We start from the raw sequence: 16,037 nt of genomic DNA on the forward strand, positions 1-16,037 counted from the left end.
TCGGCGGTCGAGGTCAGCGGCCGTCCGGGCCGACCGGTCGGGCCGACGACCCGCCGTCGGAGTCCTCGACCAGCAGCGCCTCGAGGGCGGGCAGCGCCTCGGTCAGCGCGGCGACCTGGGCCGGGTCGAGCCGGCGCAGCCGGCGGGCCAGTAGCGCGGTGCGGTGGTTGCGCACCTCCGACAGAACCCCGGCACCCTTGTCGGACAACGTGATCAGCACGCCGCGGGCGTCGTCGGGGTCGACGGTGCGGACGACGAGGCCCTGCTCGTCGAGCGCGGTGAGGACCCGGCTCATCGTCGGCGCGGTGACGGCCTCGCGGCGGGCCAGCTCGGACAGGCGCAGCGGACCCTTCTGCTCGACGGTCACCAACGTCGACAGCTGCAGCGGCGGGACCGACTGCCGGCCGTCGATGCGGATGCGCCGGTTGAGCCGGCCCACGACGAGCCCGAGCCGGGCCGCCAGGGGCGTCGGGGACTCCCCGGCCGCGCGCAGATCGTCAGCTTCGTCCATGCCGCCCGCCACCTCCGGGCCCGCCACGTCGGCACCGCCTCGCATCCGTTCATGGTGCCAGCACCGTCCACTACCGACGACGGCGGCTCGCCCGTGACGTGCGACGACCCCGCCCCCCGCCGGCCGGGACCCCGCTCAGACCTTCCGCAGCCGGATCCCGGTGACCGCGTGGTTGTGGCCCTTGCGCAGCACCAGACTCGCCCGTCCCCGCGTCGGCAGGATGTTCTCCTCCAGGTTGGGGCCGTTGATCTCCGCCCAGATCGACCGGGCCCGCTCGATCGCGGCCGGCTCGTCGAGGGCGGCGTAGCGGCGGAAGTACGACGCCGGGTCCCGGAAGGCCGTCTCGCGCAGCCGTAGGAACCGGTTGACGTACCACTGCCGGATGTCCTCGGTGGCGGCGTCGACGTAGACGGAGAAGTCGATGAAGTCGCTGACCGCCAGCGCTCCCCCGCGCGACAGGCTCGGCTGGGCCGGCTGCAGCACGTTGAGGCCCTCGACGATCAGGATGTCGGGCTTGCGCACCACCGTCTGTTCGCCCTCGACGATGTCGTAGACGAGGTGGGAGTAGACCGGCGCGACAACCTCGGGGCGGCCGGCCTTGATCTCGGTGATGAACCGCAGCAGCGCGCGCCGGTCGTAGGACTCCGGGAAACCCTTGCGCTGCAGCAGGTTCCGGCGTTCGAGCTCCGCGTTCGGGTACAGGAACCCGTCGGTGGTGATCAGCTCGACGCGGGGGTGCTGCGGCCAGCGGGCGAGCAGCAGGCGCAGCAGGCGCGCCGTCGTCGACTTGCCCACCGACACCGACCCGGCGATCCCGATGACGAACGGGGTGCGGGCCGTCGTGCCGCCGAGGAAGTTGCGGTAGGCCCGGTAGAGCCGCCCGCCCTCCTGGACGTGCAGGGTCAGCAGCCGCGACAGGGGCAGGTACACCTGGCGGACCTCGTCGAGGTCGACGAAGTCGCCGAGGCTGCGGACCTGCTCGAGCTCGTGGGCCGTCAGCGGCAGCGGCGTCGCCGTGCCCAGCCGTGCCCAGGCGTCGCGGTCGAAGTCGACGAACGGCGAGGACCCCACGCCATCGCGAACCCCCGCCGAGCGGGTCACCTCGGCGCCTTCGTCGGCCACCGTCGCCACGAACAGGTCGACATGGTCGTCAAAGGTAGACGCCGCGACCTGCGATGGGCGCCGTGACGTCGGTCGCACCGCCGCCGACGAACCCTGTGAGTGGCAATAGTCGCTGGAGCGACTATTGCCACTCACAAGGGTTCCTGCCCTCGGGCACGTCGGCGGGTATGTCGGACCACCGCTCACGGACCCGACCGGTGACCGTCGTCGAGCTCGACCCGTCGGTCACCGGTCGGTGTTCCCGCGCTGCGGCTGCTGGGCCCGTCCGACCCGTTGCCGGCCGCCCGCGACCGTGAGCTGCGCGGTGGCCCGGCCGGGCCGCCCGCCACGTCCTACACTCGGTCCGCCGCACCGGACCGGCCGTGGCCAGGGCGTCGCCGCCGGTGCCCGCGGCCAGGGCACCGCGGCCGGTGCGACGCCCGTCGACGAACGTCCAGGAGCAGCAGTGTCCCCCTCCTCCCCCCGCCCCGGCCGGGACGCGCCACGGTGACCGTCCTGTTCTCGGTGCTCGGCCTCGTCGCCGTGCTGGCGCTGACGTTCGGCACCGCGGTCGCGGTCGCGTCGGAGTTCTCCCTCACCGCGCTCGAACGCAGCCAGGTCGACGCCCACGTCGCGCGCGCGGGCGACCGGCGCGCCGCCGTCGTCCGCAGCGCCCACCGTGGGCTGTCGTTCCAGCTCTCCGGCGCCCAGCTGCTGATCACGGTGACGACACTGGCCACCGGCTACATCGCCGAACCCGCGATCGCCGAGCTGATCCGTCCGGGCCTGTCGGCGACGGGCATGTCCGACGGCTGGGCCGCGGGCCTCGCGACGGCGTTGTCGCTGGTCCTGGCCACCGCCCTGTCGATGGTGTTCGGGGAGCTGGTGCCCAAGAACATCGCTATCGCCCGCCCGCTGGCCACCGCCCGCGCCGTCGTGTGGCTGCAGGCCGGGTTCTCGGCGACGTTCCGGTGGCTCATCGTCGGGCTCAACCGGGCCGCCAACGGCGTGGTCCGCAAGTTCGGGGTCGAGCCCGCGGAGGAGCTGCGTTCGGCGCGCGCCCCGCACGAGCTCAGCTCACTGGTCCGGGCGTCGGCGGCGCACGGCACCCTCGACGAGGGCACCGCCACCCTGATGGACCGTTCGCTGCGGTTCACCGACCGCGTCGCCGAGGACCTGATGACCCCACGCGTGCGGATGACCGCGCTCGACGCCGACGACACCGTCGCCGACCTCGTCCTGCTCTCCCGCATGTCCGGGTTCTCCCGCTTCCCCGTCCACGACGGCGACCCCGACGCCGTCCTCGGCCTCGTCCACGTCAAGCAGGCGTTCGCCGTGCCCGCCCCCGACCGGCCCCACACCCCGGTACGTGAGCTCGTGCAGGTGGCGCCGACCGTGCCGGAGTCCCTCGACGGCGACGCACTGCTGACCCGGCTGCGCGACTCCGGGCTGCAGATGGCCGTCGTCGTCGACGAGTACGGCGGCACCGCGGGGATCGTGACGCTGGAGGACCTGGTCGAGGAGATCGTCGGCGACGTCCGTGACGAGCACGACCGCGCCGAACAGCCCACCGTGCGCCCGCTGGGCCGCGACTCGTGGGTGGTGTCGGGGCTGCTGCGCGCCGACGAGGTCGCCGACGCCACCGGCTTCCAGATGCCCGAGGGCGACTACGAGACCCTCGCGGGGCTGGTCCTGTTGCGCCTGGGCCGCATCCCCGACGTGGGCGACGACCTGACCGTCGACGACTGGCGGCTGACGGTGATGCGCCGCGACCGGCACCGCATCGCCGAGCTGCGCCTGGCCCGCCGCCCCACCGCCGAAGGGGTTCTCGATGGGCAGTGACGTCCTCTCGCTGCTGGCCGCGATCCTGCTGCTGCTGGCCAACGCGTTCTTCGTCGGCGCCGAGTTCGCCCTGATCTCGGCGCGGCGCGACCGGCTGGAGGCCATGGCACAGGCCGGCGACGCGGCCGCGCGCACGGTGCTGGCCGCGTCGGCCGACCTGTCGCGGATGCTCGCGGCCTCCCAGCTGGGCATCACGATCGCGTCGCTGCTGCTGGGCCGCCTCGGCGAGCCCGCCGTCGCGCACCTCATCGAACGGCCCTTCCAGCTGCTCGGGCTGCCCGAGGGGCTGCTGCACCCCATCGCGTTCGCGATCTCGCTGGTGATCGTCGTCGTCGCGCACATGGTGCTCGGCGAGATGGTGCCCAAGAACATCGCGATCGCCGGCCCGGAACGCACCGCGGCGCTGCTGGTGCCGCCGTTCCTGGTGTGGACGCGCATCGCGAGCCCGGTCGTGTCGGTGTTCAACTGGATGGCCAACTCCGTGCTGCGGCTGCTGCGCGTCGAGCCGCGCGACGAGCTGGAGTCGGCGTTCACCAGCGGCGAGCTCGCCGAGATGATCTCCGACTCGCGCCGCGAGGGCCTGCTCGACGACGAGGAGTCCAGCCGGCTGTCGCGGACCCTGCGGTCCGCGGAGGCCACGGTCGACGACGTCGTCGTCCCCCTCGCCGACCTGGTGACGTTGTCGCCGACACCGACGGTCGGGGAGGTCGCGGCCGCCGTCGAGGAGACGGGCTTCTCCCGGTTCCCGCTGCGCGGCGACGACCAGCGTCTCGTCGGGTACCTGCACGTCAAGGACATTCTCGACGTCGTCGACGACCCGGCTGCGGTGGTGCCGGCCTCACGGGTCCGGGGGCTGCCCGAGGTGCCCGCCGACGCCCGACTCGACGAGGCGCTCGCCGCGCTGCGCAGCGCCCGCGCCCACCTGGCCCGGGCCGTCACCGGGGCCGGGCGGACGGTCGGGGTCGTCGCGATGGAGGACCTGTTGGAGGCCTACGTCGGGACGGTGCGCGACTCCACGCACACCCCCCGCGCCAGTGGCTGACCCCGGGCCCGGTTCGGGGGCCACCCGGTGGGACCCGACGGTGCCCGCGGGGTCCGGCCGGTACCGTCGCCGGGTGACCGCGCCGCCCCACGCCCCGGCCCACGCCCCCACGCGTGTGCTCGGCGGCCCGCAGTGGCGCGAGCGCGCGGCGGCGCACCGGGAGCGGGTGTCGCGCTGGACCGCTCCGCACCGGGAGCGGCGCCGCCGCGGTGAGGCCCACCCGGTGCTGGACTTCCTGTTCACCTACTACTCGCTGCGCCCGGCGCAGCTGGAGCGCTGGGATCCGGGGCCGGGCGTCGCGCTGCGCGACGCCGCGGAGTTCGCCGACCGGCCCGGGTACGTCGATGGCCCCGGGGGCGTCGTCCTCGACCCCACGACGCTGCCACGGCTGCGCACCACCGCCGCGTTCGTCGCCGGCCTGCTCACGGCCACCGCGTCGCGGCCCGCGCGGCTGGGCTGTTTCGGGCTGCACGAGTGGGCGATGGTCTACCGCACCGACGCCCCCCGCCACGACGCGGTGCCGCTGCGGCTGGGCTCCGCCGGGACCGACGCCGTCGTCGAGTCGCTGCCGGTGAGCTGCACGCACTACGACGCGTTCCGCTTCTTCACCGACGCCGCCCGCCCCCGCAACGCGCTCACCCCGACCCGGGAGACCCAGGCCGCCCTCGAACAGCCGGGGTGCCTGCACGCGACGATGGACCTCTACAAGTGGGCCTACAAGCTCGCGCCGGGCTGCCCGTCGGAGCTGCTGGCCGACTGCTTCGAGCTGGCCGCCGACGTCCGCGAGCTGGACATGCGGGCGAGCCCCTACGACCTGGCTGCGCACGGCTACGAGCCGGTGCGGATCGAGATCCCGGCCGGCCGGGCCGAGTACGCGCGGCTGCAGGCGGGCTTCGCCGAACGCGCCGCCCCGCTCCGGTCGCGCCTGATCGCGCTCTGCGAGACCCTGACGACCCGGTGAGCGGCGATAGTCGCTGTAGCGACTATCGCCGCTCACGACCTCACGTGTAGGCGGATACCGGCCTGGTGCCGGACAGGACGCGTGATCGGCGCACGGGTCGACGGCTACGTGCGCGACCCTGTGTCCGAACGGGGTGATCCGGGCCGGACCGGCGGGCGCAGCGTCAGCTGATGGCGCGGCGGGCCCGGCGCCGCGACAGCTCGTCCTCGGGTGAGTCGTCGACGGTTCCGCCGTCGGCACGCTCGACCGGGAAGTCCTTGATCGAGCCGCTGATCTCACGCATCGCACCCGAGACCGCGATCCCGAACACCCCTTGGCCGCCCTGCAGCAGGTCGACGACCTCTTCGGGGGAGGCGCACTCGTAGACGGTCGTGCCGTCGCTGAACAGCGTGATGCCCGCCAGGTCCCTTATCCCGCGGCGACGCAGGTGCTCCACGGCGACGCGGATGTTCTGCAGCGAGACCCCGGCGTCGAGCAGCCGCTTCACGACCTTGAGGACGAGGACGTCCTTGAAGGAGTAGAGCCGCTGGCTGCCGGAGCCGGCCGCGCCGCGGATCGACGGCACGACGAGCCCGGTGCGGGCCCAGTAGTCGAGCTGCCGGTAGGTGATGCCGACGACCTGGCACGCGGTGGGGCCGCGGAAGCCGACCAGCTGGTCGGGCATCCCGTCGAGGCCTTCGCCGACGAGTGGGTCGGGGAAGAGTTCGCCCTGCTCGGGCGCGTCGGGCGGCGACGCGTCCACGGCTCTCCTTCCCTCGGGTCGCGGAGACCGCGGGCCCGTCCCTCACCCATAAGAACGATGCTGACCGTAAGCAAGTCCCTGCGCTGGGTCAACGCGCCGCGCCGACCGTGTCACCCGATCATGGGCGTGTCGCCCTGATCGTGACCTGTCCGTCATCCAGGCTGAGCGCCCCGGAAGTCCTCCGGCGAGACGGAGTCGAGGAACTCGCGGAACTTCTCGACCTCGTCCTCCTGCTCGTCCGGGATGACCAGACCCGCCTCGGCGAGCACGCTCTCGTCGGCATGGATCGGCACCCCGATCCGCAGCGCCAACGCCACCGAGTCACTCGGCCGCGCCGACACCTTCACACCGCCGTCGAAGATCAGCTCGGCGTAGAAGGTGCCCTCCTGCAGGTCGGTGATCCGCACCTGCTCGAGCCGTCTGCCCAACGCACCGATCACGTCCTTGAGCAGATCGTGGGTGAGGGGGCGTGCGGGCTTGACGCCCTGCTGCTCCAGCGCGATGGCCGTGGCCTCGACGGACCCGATCCAGATCGGCAGATAGCGGTCGCCGCTCGTCTCCCGCAGCAGGAGGATGGGCTGGTTGGCGGGAAGTTCGACCCTGACTCCCACGACGCGCATCTCGCTCATACGTCGCCTCCTCACCGTCGTGCGTCGGCACTCCGCTCGTTGCCGGACGGGGCCCGGGGGAACCGGTTCCGTCGTCCGTCGGACCGCGCGGCGTCTGACCATGATGACGCTACACGGGCCGCCTCGCCCACGCGCGCCTCCGGACGGGCCATCCGCGCACACGTGTCGGTCCGGCCGCGCCGTCACCGTGATTCCGTGCTCGTCACCGCCCCGGCCGCCACCGCCGTCCGGGTGCACCGGTACACCGGCGACGGCCGGGCGTGTCGCCCGCGGACCTGCCGTGACGTGCGACGGGGGCGGCGGCCGCAGTGGCTACCGCCCCGTCGGGTGCGTCATGGACCGCGGTCAGCCGCGACCCGCGTCGTGCGAACCGGTGAGGAAGATCAACCGGAACTTGCCGATCTGGACCTCGTCGCCGTTGGCCAGCACCGCCGTGTCGACCGGCTCGCGGTTGACGTAGGTGCCGTTGAGGCTGCCCACGTCGACCACCACGAACTCGCCGTCGCGGCGGAACTCGGCGTGACGCCGGGAGACGGTCACGTCGTCGAGGAAGATGTCGCTGTCGGGGTGGCGGCCCGCGCTCGTCGTCGGACGGTCGAGCAGGAACCGTGATCCCGCGTTCGGCCCGCGTTTGACGACCAGCAACGCCGACCCCGGGGGCAGCGCGTCGAGGCCGGAGACCGGCTGGTCCGCAACCGGCTGCTCGACGTCGGCGAGGAAGTCGGCCCGGAAGACCGAGGTCGTCTCCGGTGCGCGCTCCGGCGGGACACCGGGGCCGTCGTTCGTGGTCACCTCGGGCTCTCCTCCTGCGTGGTGCGGGACGCCGACCGAGGTGGTCCGCGTCGCGGGGGAACCTACCGTGCCGGACCGACGACGGCCGGGCCGAACCGGGGTCCGGCGGCGCCGCCCGACGGCGGTTCGGCTCGTGGAGGAGCGTAGACCTCAGGCGGGTCCGGCCGGACCCGGGTTCCGCACGCTGCCGGGCACGTCGGTGACCTCCGCCGCAGGGGCCTGCGCGGGTGTGCGCATCGCCGCCACGAACTGGGCCAGGTACAGCAGCCCGGTCCACAGGTAGAGCGCCACCCCCCAGCCCGCGAACGCGTAGCCGAACGGCCGGGCGAGGTCGGCGAACCAGCTGTGCCCCTGCCCGAGCAGCAGCAGCGGGAAGGCGTACAGGAGCTGGAAGGTCGCCGCCTTGCCCAGATAGGTGACGACGAACGGGCCGTACCCGCGGCGGCGCAGGATCGGCAGGCACACCCCCAGCACGAGGTCGCGTGCCACCAGCACGATCACCGCCCACCACGGCACGACCTCGCGCACCCCGAGGGCGACGAGCGCGGCGAGGATGTAGAGCCGGTCGACCGCCGGGTCGAGCAGCGCGCCGAGGCGCGAGTACTGGTTCAGCAGCCGGGCGAGCTTGCCGTCGAGCCAGTCGGTGAGGCCGCCGACGGCCAGCACGACGATCGCCCAGCCGTCGGCACGGGGGCCGAGCAGCAGCCACAGGAACAGCGGGACGCCGAGCAGGCGCAGCACGCTCAGCGCGTTGGGGACGGTGAGCACCCGGTCCGCGGAGGGGGGGTCGGTCACGCCGGGAGCCTACGTCGCGCCCGCCCGGCCGGCCTGCGGACGGTCGGTCCCGCGCGGCACGATGTCGGGATGGACGCCTCGACGCTCCGCAACACCCAGGCCCCGCTCAAGCAGCGCTACCGCGACGATCCCGGCGCCGCGCTCGTCACGTTGCACGCCGACGGCGAGCTCGACGGCTCCGGCGTCGCCTGCAAGGTACGGACGTCGACCGCCCTCGCAGAGGCCGGCCTGCACCCCGCGACCGGTGGCGACGGCACCCAGCTGTGCTCGGGCGACATGCTGCTGGAGGCGCTGGTCGCCTGCGCCGGCGTGACATTGCGCGCGGTCGCGACGTCGCTGGGCGTCGAGGCGTCGGGCACCGTGCACGCCGAGGGCGACCTCGACTTCCGCGGCACCCTCGGCGTCGACAAGCAGGCACCGGTCGGGTTCCGCGACGTGCGGCTGCGGTTCGACCTCGTGACCGACGCCGACGACGAGCAGGTCGCCGCCCTGGTGAAGCTCACCGAGCGGTACTGCGTCGTGCTGCAGACGCTGCGGTCCTCCCCCGCGACCGCCGTCGAGGTCACGACGACCGGGACGCCCCGGTGAGGGGCGCGCACGCGCTGCTGCACACGCTCGTCGACGGCGGCGTCGACGTCTGCTTCGCCAACCCCGGCACCTCCGAGATGCACTTCGTCGCCGCGCTGGACGGGGTGCCGACGATGCGCCCGGTCCTGACCCTCTTCGAGGGTGTCGCGACGGGCGCGGCCGACGGCTACGGGCGGATGACGGGCCGGCCCGCCTCGGTGCTGCTGCACCTGGGCCCGGGGCTGGGCAACGGCCTGGCCAACCTGCACAACGCCCGCCGCGCGGGCACGCCGGTCGTCACCGTCGTCGGCGACCACTCGACCGCGCACAAGGTCCACGACGCCCCGCTGGACTCCGACATCGACTCGGTGGCGGGCACCGTGTCGCGGTGGGTGCGGCGCAGCGCGACCGCCGCCGACGTCGGCCCCGACACCGCGGCCGCCGTCGCCGCGGCGCTCGGCCCGCCCGCCGGGATCGCGACGCTGATCCTGCCCGCGGACGCCTCGTGGGACGACGGTGCCGCCCCGGCCACCGTCGAGTCCGAGCCCGGGCTCGCCGCCGGCCGAGGGGCCCTCGACGCCGACGCGCTCGAGGCCGCCGCCAAGGCGCTGACCGGCGGGGAGCGGTGCGTGCTGTTGATCGGCGGCGACGGCGCTACCGCCGACGGGGCCCGCGCCGCCGCCCGGATCGCGGCGGCCACCGGGGCGACGCTGCTGGCCGAGACGTTCCCGGCGCGGTCCGAGCGCGGCGGTGGGCTGCCCGCGGTGGCGCGGCTGAGCTACGTCGCGACGACCGCGCATCGCCAGCTGGAGGGTGCCGCGCACGTCGTGCTCGCCGGGGCACGCAGCCCCGTCGCGTTCTTCGGCTACCCCGGCCGGTCCGGGGACCTGCTGCCCGAGGGAGCCGACGTCGTCACCGTCGCGCCGAAGTACGGGCCGGCCGCGACGGCGCTGGCTGCGCTGGCCGACCTGGTCGCGCCGGGCACCGAGGCCCCGGCCGGGCCGCACGGGCGCCCCGAGCTGCCCACGGGTGAGCTCACCGGCGCGTCGGCGTCCGCGGTGATCGGGGCGCTGCTGCCCGACGGCGCGATCGTCGTCGACGAGGCGAACACGTCCGGGGTCGGGCTCGGGCAGGCGACCGCGGGCGGGCCCCGCCACGACTGGCTGACCCTGCCCGGCGGCGCGATCGGCTACGGGTTGCCCGCCGCCGCCGGTGCCGCCGTCGCCTGCCCCGACCGGCCCGTCTGGTGCCTGGCCGCCGACGGCGCGTCGATGTACACGATCTCGGCGCTGTGGACCCACGCCCGTGAGGGCCTGGACGTGACGACGGTCGTCTACAACAACGCCGCCTACGCGGTGCTGCGCGCCGAGCTCGCCCAGGTGGGCGCCGAGTTCACCGGCGACGGCTCCGGCGCGGTCGCCCGCCGGCTGCTCGACCTCGACGACCCGACCCTCGACTTCGTCCGCATCGCCGAGGGCATGGGCGTGCCGGCCCGGCGGGCCCGCACCGCCGAGGAGCTGGCCGACGCCCTGCGCGCCGCGGCCGCCGAGCCGGGTCCGCACCTGGTCGAGGCGGTGGTGCCGCCGGTGGTGCGCTGACCGGCCGCGCCCGGCTGGGCCGTTCGCCGCTGTCGTTGGTGCGTCCGGCGGACACCGGAGGCGGCCACCCGACCGGGTGGACCTCGCTGATCGGCCGTGCACGGTCCGTTCGACGACCGGGCGTGCCGATTCGGCGCGCCGTAGTCCGTTCGACGGCGGTGACCAGCGGGTAGTCCGCCATACAGTGGACGACGGTCACCGACGGCTTCCGGTTGGGTGCAGATGACGAGATCGACGCGCGACGTGTCTCCCGGAGATCACGTGTGCGCGGTCCCGCTCAGCGAGGAACAGCTCTGGGAGGTCTCGGCCGACTTCGTCGCCGACGGTCTCGACCGCAACGAGCGGGTCCTCTACTTCGACGACGGCACCGCCGAGGGTGTCCTCAACCGCCTGTCCGACGACCGCGTCGCGTTCGAACGCCCGCTGCGCACCGGCCAGCTCGCGATCGTGCCCGCCGAGGCGACGCGCGCGATCTTCCACACCCCGCTGCCCGAGGCGCGGGCGATGATGCTCGAACACATCGACGGGTCGACGGCCGCCGGCTACGCGGGTTTCCGGATGACCGGGCAGATGAGCTACGGCCTCGACCGGCAGTGGCCCGCCACGTTCGTCGAGTACGACCGCGAGCTCGACGGGCTGGTCCGCGAGCGCGGCATCACCGCGCTGTGCCTCTACGACCGGCGCCGCTACTCCGACGAGCAGATCGAGCGGATGCGCGACGTCCACCGCAAGGAGCTCAGCGTGCCGACGGCCTACGACGACGGGCTGCTGCGCGTCGTGCGCACCGGGCCGACCAGCGCGCGCCTGTCCGGCGAGGTCGACCACAGCAACCGGCCCGCGATCGCCCGCCTGCTCGAGACCACCCTCGACGACGCGCTGCGCTCGCACTCCGCGCCCAGCGACATCGAGCTGAACCTGGCCTCGCTGCGCTTCATCGACGTCGCGTCCGCCGTCAGCCTCGTCCACGCCGCCGAGGGCTTCCCCGACACGCACCGGCTGGTCCTCACCGACGTCCGTCCGGGCGTGCTGCGGGTCCTCGACCGGTGCGGCGCACCGTTCGCGGCCCAGCTCACGGTCCACGAGTTCCCGGCCACGTCCGACACGGTGTGGGCGGGGCCGGGCCCGGTCCCCGGGAGCGGCCGCCACGCGGGCGGCGACGCCCCCGCCGCACCGTCGGCCGGGGCCGACGCCGGCTGGACCGACGGGCACGGCGACGGGTTCCCGGACCTGCGGGAGGCGCGGTGAGGGTCGAGACCACCCGGACCGCGGCGCCGGTCCGGCTCCAGCACGCGTGCGCGGTGTACTCGTCGTCGGCCGATCTGGTCGAGACGGCGGCACCCGTCGTGGCCGACGCGGCGGGGCGCGGCGAGGCCGTCGTGCTCTCGGTGCGCCCCGAGACGGAGGCTCTGCTGCGTGAGGCGGCCGGTACGGCCCGGGTCGTCGCGCTCGGGGCCGCCGCCCCGGCGCGCAGCTCGGGGCAGACCACCGCGGCCCGGCTGGCCCGCGAGCTGCGGGAGCTGACGTCGCAGGCTGGTGCGGTCCTCGCCGTGTCCGAGCACGACAGCGCCCTCGACGGCATCGACGGCCGGTACTGGACCGAGCTGGACGCGGCGGTCAACGTCGCGCTGACCGACCTGCCGGTCAGCATGTTCTGCTTCTACCCCGAGCTGCCGCTGCACTCGGAGATCCTCGAGGGCGCGATCGCCAACCACCCGCTGCTGTTCGAGGGCGGGCGGTTGCACGTGAACGCCGACCACCGGCCCCCGCGCGACGTGCTGGCGGGGATGCCGGCCGCGCCGCCCGTGCTGCTGGGCGCGCCCGATCTCGACATGGTGTTCTCGGCGTGGCAGCTGCACGAGGTGCGGGCGGCGGTGGCCGACCTGGCGGCGGCGACGGCGTTCGACACGGCCCGTTCCGAGGACGTGGTGCTCGCGGTCAACGAGATCGCCACCAACGCGGTGGAACACGGGTCGGGTGAGGCGCGGGTCGCGTTGTGGATCGCGGGCGACGGGCTCGTCGCCGAGATCCACGACACGGGCGAGGCCCTCACCGAGCCGCTGCCCGGGTTGCGTGCCCCGCACCCGGCCGATCCGCGTGGCCGCGGCGTGTGGATCGCGCGGCAGCTGTGTGACGTGCTGCACGTGTGGCGTGATCGTTCGGGTACCCATGTGCGGATGCACGCGGTGCCCTGAGCTAACATCGTTATGCGTCCCGGTGCCGGCCTCTCGTGACCAGCCGGAAACTGTGACGAAACGACTGCCGGAAGCCCCTTGGCAAGTCCGTTGCGTGGGAGAAGACTCGGTTCCGCGCCGGGCGCCCTCTGGGCCTGCCATGGGTTGACAACATTCGACATTCTTCACGGGGACAGACATGTCTGACGATCAGCGCCGATCTTCCACGCCAGGACCCGGACACAAGGTCTCTGTGCTGGGATCGTTCACCCTGACTCACGACGGGGTGGCCGTGGCGCTGGGTGTCGATGCCCGCCGCGTCGTCGCGTACCTCGCGGTGCACCGCCGGCCGCAGCCGCTGGCGACGCTGGCGGCCGACCTGTGGGCCGGTGTCGAGTCCGGCGCCGCGCTGCGGCTGCTCGACGAGGCGCTCGCCGACGTCGACGTACCGGGGCTCCTCGTCGTCGACACGCTCGCGGGCACCGTGGTCCTCGACTCGCTGGTGTCGGTCGACCTCGACGAGGCGATGGCCCTGGTCCGGCTGATCCCCGAGGTCGCGGCCCACGAGGTCGCCGACACCACGCTCCTGCGGGCCGATGTGCTGCCGTCGTGGACGGCGCCGTGGATCGCGGTCGAGCGTGAGCGTTTCCGCCAGCTGCGGCTCAACGCGCTGGAGGACCTGAGCCTGCGCTACAGCGCGGGGGGCGACCACGAGCAGGCCGTCGCGCTGGCACGGATCGCCGTGAACGCCGCCCCGAGCCGCGAGAACGCCCGCCGCGCCCTCATCGAGGCCCACCTCGCCCAGGGCGACCTGGCCGCCGCGATCGCCGAGTACGACGACTACCAGGAGCTGCTGCGCTCCAGCGTCGGTGGGCCCGTCGGCTCGGGTCTCGACGTGCTGTTCCCGCCGTCGCCGGCGTGGCCGGTCGTGCGTGGTTTCCGCCCGACGGCGCCGCGGTCGGCCGTCGCCCTGCCGGGTCTGCGGGCCGTCCGCACCCCGGGTTCGCGCCGGCTCGTCGCCGGCGGCTCGATCCCGTCGGGTCGCTGAGCCCGCGTCGCACGCGCTGTCCCGAACGCCCTCGGCCCACCGGCCGGGGGCGTTCGTCGTGCCGTACCCGCTGCCGTACCGAAGCGGGTGGGCTCAACGCGAGCGCATGGTGCGGCGCGCCACCCACGTGAGGTCGACGGCGGCGAACACCGCGAGGACGACGAGCACGACACCGAAGAACGCGAACCCGCGCACGAACACCAGCGCGGCACCGACGACGAGGATCACCAGCGCGGCGGTCGAGACCCACATGCGTACTTTCCGGGCGCGCTGCTCGGGGGTGGGCGCGTCGTGACCGTCCTCGACCGGGTCGCCGGGCGGCCGGTCGGGGGGTTGCGGGGGAAGCGGATCGGGCGGCATCGCTTCGGGGTCTACCCCACCGGGCGCGGCCCGAACACCCGCGGTGGGCGTGGATCACCCGGATCGCCCAGCGCCGCCGGCCCTTCAGGCGGGCCCTTCAGGCGGGCAGGGAGAAGGTGACCTCGGTGCCGCGCCGGCCCGGGGTGATCGCGACGTCGTGCGCCACGGCACGGATCATCGCGATGCCGCGGCCGCGGTAGCCGGGATCGGCCGGTGGGCGGCGCCAGCGGCCCTGGTCGGACACGCGGACGGCGACGACGCGGCGGCCACGACGCCGCCGCAGCCGCAGCGTGACCTCGACGAGACCCGTCGAGTCGGCGGGGTAGGCGTGCTCGACGCCGTTGGCCGCGGCCTCACCGACGGCGAGCTGCAGGTCGGCCACGGTGTCCTCGGTCAGGTCGAGGGCGCGGGCCCACGCGACGACGGCACGGCGCATCGGGGCGAGCCGGGCGGGATCGGACACGATCTCGAGTGCCAGCTCGGTCGCCGGGTCGTTCCTGGGGGCCGGTGCGGGGGCGGGGTCGGCGACGGCCCGCAGCGGAACGACGCGTTCCTGCTCGTCCACCGTGTCCCCCACCGGAATCCGCACCTTCCCGGAGCCCGCGGCCCCCGTCGCGTCGACACCGTGTGCGCCGAACTGTGCGCCGAACAGCGTCGTGTCCGTAGCCCGATCCACGCAGTGTTCTTCGTCCGGGGTGGCCAGGACGTGACATCGCCAAACGTCGGTGTCGCCCGGCGGGGTGTACGTCACGCCGGGCGGCACCGAACGGACCACCGTGCGGGTCGTCGAGAGCCGCGCCGAGGGTCGGGTCGAGCGGTGTGCGGTCAGACCCTCCTCACAGTCAGCCCAGCTCGCGCAGCCGCGGCAGCACGTCCTCGGCGAACTGCGAGAGGAACCGTTCCTGGTCGTCGCCGGGTCCGTGGAACACCAGGTGGTTCAGCCCCGCGTCGACGTAGGGCCGGATCTGGTCGAGCGCCTCGTCGGGTGTCGAGGCGACGATCCACCGCTTCGCGACCTGCTCGATCGGCAGCTCGTCGGCCAGCCGCTCCATCTCCGACGCCGAGTCGACACTGTGCTTCTGCTCGGCCGACAGCGACAGCGGCGCCCAGAACCGGCAGTTCTCCAGGGCGTGGCCGGCGTCGCGGTCGTAGGACATCTTGATCTCGATCATGCGGTCGATGCCGTCGGGGTCGCGTTCCGCGGCGGCGGCACCCTCCTGCACGGCCGGGACGAGCTTCTCGGTGTAGAGGTCCATGCCCTTGCCCGACGTGCAGATGAACCCGTCGCCCGCGCGGCCCGCGTACCTGGCGACGACCGGCCCACCCGCCGCGATGTAGACGGGCACCGGGTCCTTCGGCCGGTCATAGATCTTGGCGTCGACCAGGGTGTAGAAGTCGCCCTCGACCGAGACCGACTCCTCCGTCCACAGTGCACGGATCAGCCGGACGGCCTCACGCAGCCGCGCGAAGCGCTCCTTGAACTCCGGCCACTCGCGCCCGGACACGGCGATCTCGTTGAGCGCCTCCCCCGTACCGACGCCGAGCGCGACCCGGCCGTCGAACATCAGCGCCATCGACGCGAACGCCTGCGCGATCACGGCCGGGTTGTAGCGGAACGTCGGGGTGAGCACGCTGGTGCCGATCTGCACCCGCCGCGTCCGCTCCCCCACCGCCGCCATCCAGGTCAGCGCGAACGGGGCGTGCCCGCCGTTGTGCCGCCACGGCAGGAAGTGGTCGGAGGTCCAGACGCTGTCGAGGCCGACCTCCTCCGCGCGGACGGCGTACTCGACCAGGTCTCGCGGACCGAACTGCTCCGCCGACGCCTTGTAGCCGATCTTCAGGCCCACGAACCCGTCCTCTCACCGTCATTGGGGATGC

17 protein-coding genes are annotated in these 16,037 nt (G+C 74.0%); 8 read left to right on the plus strand and 9 right to left on the minus strand.

The features are described from left to right. Positions 1-13 precede the first annotated feature (13 nt). Together PSU4_RS01715 and coaA are read right to left on the minus strand one after the other, a co-directional pair. Positions 14-511: a MarR family winged helix-turn-helix transcriptional regulator gene (locus tag PSU4_RS01715; protein WP_147102032.1), complete on the minus strand. Its 498-nt coding sequence runs from the start codon at positions 509-511 to the stop codon at positions 14-16. A 135-nt stretch (positions 512-646) separates the two neighbouring features. Next, positions 647-1,633 carry a type I pantothenate kinase gene (gene coaA / locus PSU4_RS01720; RefSeq protein WP_246114895.1) on the minus strand — a complete coding sequence of 329 codons (987 nt, stop codon included), beginning with the start codon at positions 1,631-1,633 and terminating at the stop codon, positions 647-649. A gap of 486 nt (positions 1,634-2,119) precedes the next feature. Between coaA and PSU4_RS01725 the strand changes: the two genes are divergently transcribed. The 3 genes from PSU4_RS01725 to PSU4_RS01735 all read left to right on the plus strand — a co-directional run bounded on the left by PSU4_RS01725 (position 2,120) and on the right by PSU4_RS01735 (position 5,457). Then, complete coding sequence (locus PSU4_RS01725) at positions 2,120-3,454, plus strand: hemolysin family protein (protein ID WP_147102034.1); 1,335 nt, start codon at positions 2,120-2,122, stop codon at positions 3,452-3,454. Beyond that, on the plus strand, positions 3,444-4,496 hold the full coding sequence (locus tag PSU4_RS01730; RefSeq protein ID WP_147102036.1) for a hemolysin family protein: 1,053 nt from the start codon (positions 3,444-3,446) through the stop codon (positions 4,494-4,496). Before PSU4_RS01725 ends, PSU4_RS01730 begins: the two co-directional genes overlap by 11 nt. Before the next feature lie 73 nt (positions 4,497-4,569). Continuing rightward, positions 4,570-5,457 carry a 3-methyladenine DNA glycosylase gene (locus PSU4_RS01735; protein WP_373866026.1) on the plus strand — a complete coding sequence of 296 codons (888 nt, stop codon included), beginning with the start codon at positions 4,570-4,572 and terminating at the stop codon, positions 5,455-5,457. Between the two features lie 163 nt (positions 5,458-5,620). Here the strand turns inward: PSU4_RS01735 and PSU4_RS01740 are convergent, their stop codons facing one another. The 4 genes from PSU4_RS01740 to clsA form a co-directional block, all read right to left on the minus strand. Next, positions 5,621-6,199, minus strand: coding sequence for a MerR family transcriptional regulator (locus PSU4_RS01740; protein WP_147102038.1), 579 nt, complete (start codon positions 6,197-6,199; stop codon positions 5,621-5,623). A gap of 152 nt (positions 6,200-6,351) precedes the next feature. Next, a complete protein-coding gene (locus PSU4_RS01745; protein ID WP_013675278.1) occupies positions 6,352-6,828 on the minus strand; it encodes a bifunctional nuclease family protein in 477 nt (158 codons plus the stop codon). A gap of 345 nt (positions 6,829-7,173) precedes the next feature. After that, positions 7,174-7,620, minus strand: coding sequence for a glycogen accumulation regulator GarA (garA, locus tag PSU4_RS01750; protein WP_147102040.1), 447 nt, complete (start codon positions 7,618-7,620; stop codon positions 7,174-7,176). 150 nt (positions 7,621-7,770) lie between these two features. After that, complete coding sequence (clsA, locus tag PSU4_RS01755; RefSeq protein WP_147102042.1) at positions 7,771-8,415, minus strand: cardiolipin synthase ClsA; 645 nt, start codon at positions 8,413-8,415, stop codon at positions 7,771-7,773. 69 nt (positions 8,416-8,484) lie between these two features. Here clsA and PSU4_RS01760 point away from each other — a divergent pair, with 69 nt between their 5' ends. The 5 genes from PSU4_RS01760 to PSU4_RS01780 all read left to right on the plus strand — a co-directional run bounded on the left by PSU4_RS01760 (position 8,485) and on the right by PSU4_RS01780 (position 13,799). After that, entirely contained in the window at positions 8,485-9,003 is a 519-nt protein-coding gene (locus tag PSU4_RS01760) for an OsmC family protein (RefSeq protein WP_147102044.1), read from the plus strand. Further along, a complete protein-coding gene (locus PSU4_RS01765; protein WP_147102046.1) occupies positions 9,000-10,580 on the plus strand; it encodes an acetolactate synthase large subunit in 1,581 nt (526 codons plus the stop codon). The genes PSU4_RS01760 and PSU4_RS01765 overlap by 4 nt, the downstream gene beginning before the upstream one ends. 261 nt (positions 10,581-10,841) lie before the next feature. Next, the gene (locus tag PSU4_RS01770; protein WP_246114896.1) at positions 10,842-11,825 is read left to right on the plus strand and encodes an MEDS and STAS domain-containing protein; all 984 of its coding nucleotides are present in this window, start codon (positions 10,842-10,844) and stop codon (positions 11,823-11,825) included. Next, entirely contained in the window at positions 11,822-12,772 is a 951-nt protein-coding gene (locus PSU4_RS01775; protein WP_186816692.1) for an ATP-binding protein, read from the plus strand. The genes PSU4_RS01770 and PSU4_RS01775 overlap by 4 nt, the downstream gene beginning before the upstream one ends. A gap of 232 nt (positions 12,773-13,004) precedes the next feature. After that, positions 13,005-13,799, plus strand: a complete 795-nt coding sequence (locus PSU4_RS01780) for an AfsR/SARP family transcriptional regulator (protein WP_147102052.1) — start codon at positions 13,005-13,007, stop codon at positions 13,797-13,799. 93 nt (positions 13,800-13,892) lie between these two features. Here the strand turns inward: PSU4_RS01780 and PSU4_RS01785 are convergent, their stop codons facing one another. The 3 genes from PSU4_RS01785 to fgd form a co-directional block, all read right to left on the minus strand. Then, positions 13,893-14,159, minus strand: a complete 267-nt coding sequence (locus tag PSU4_RS01785; RefSeq protein WP_147102054.1) for a hypothetical protein — start codon at positions 14,157-14,159, stop codon at positions 13,893-13,895. A gap of 97 nt (positions 14,160-14,256) precedes the next feature. Next, on the minus strand, positions 14,257-14,835 hold the full coding sequence (locus PSU4_RS01790) for an ATP-binding protein (RefSeq protein ID WP_147102056.1): 579 nt from the start codon (positions 14,833-14,835) through the stop codon (positions 14,257-14,259). A 166-nt stretch (positions 14,836-15,001) separates the two neighbouring features. Beyond that, the gene (gene fgd / locus PSU4_RS01795; protein WP_147102058.1) at positions 15,002-16,006 is read right to left on the minus strand and encodes a glucose-6-phosphate dehydrogenase (coenzyme-F420); all 1,005 of its coding nucleotides are present in this window, start codon (positions 16,004-16,006) and stop codon (positions 15,002-15,004) included. Positions 16,007-16,037: the final 31 nt, after the last annotated feature.

The sequence above is a fragment of the Pseudonocardia sulfidoxydans NBRC 16205 genome, from assembly GCF_007989085.1.
GTDB classification, from domain to species: Bacteria; Actinomycetota; Actinomycetes; order Mycobacteriales; family Pseudonocardiaceae; genus Pseudonocardia; species Pseudonocardia sulfidoxydans.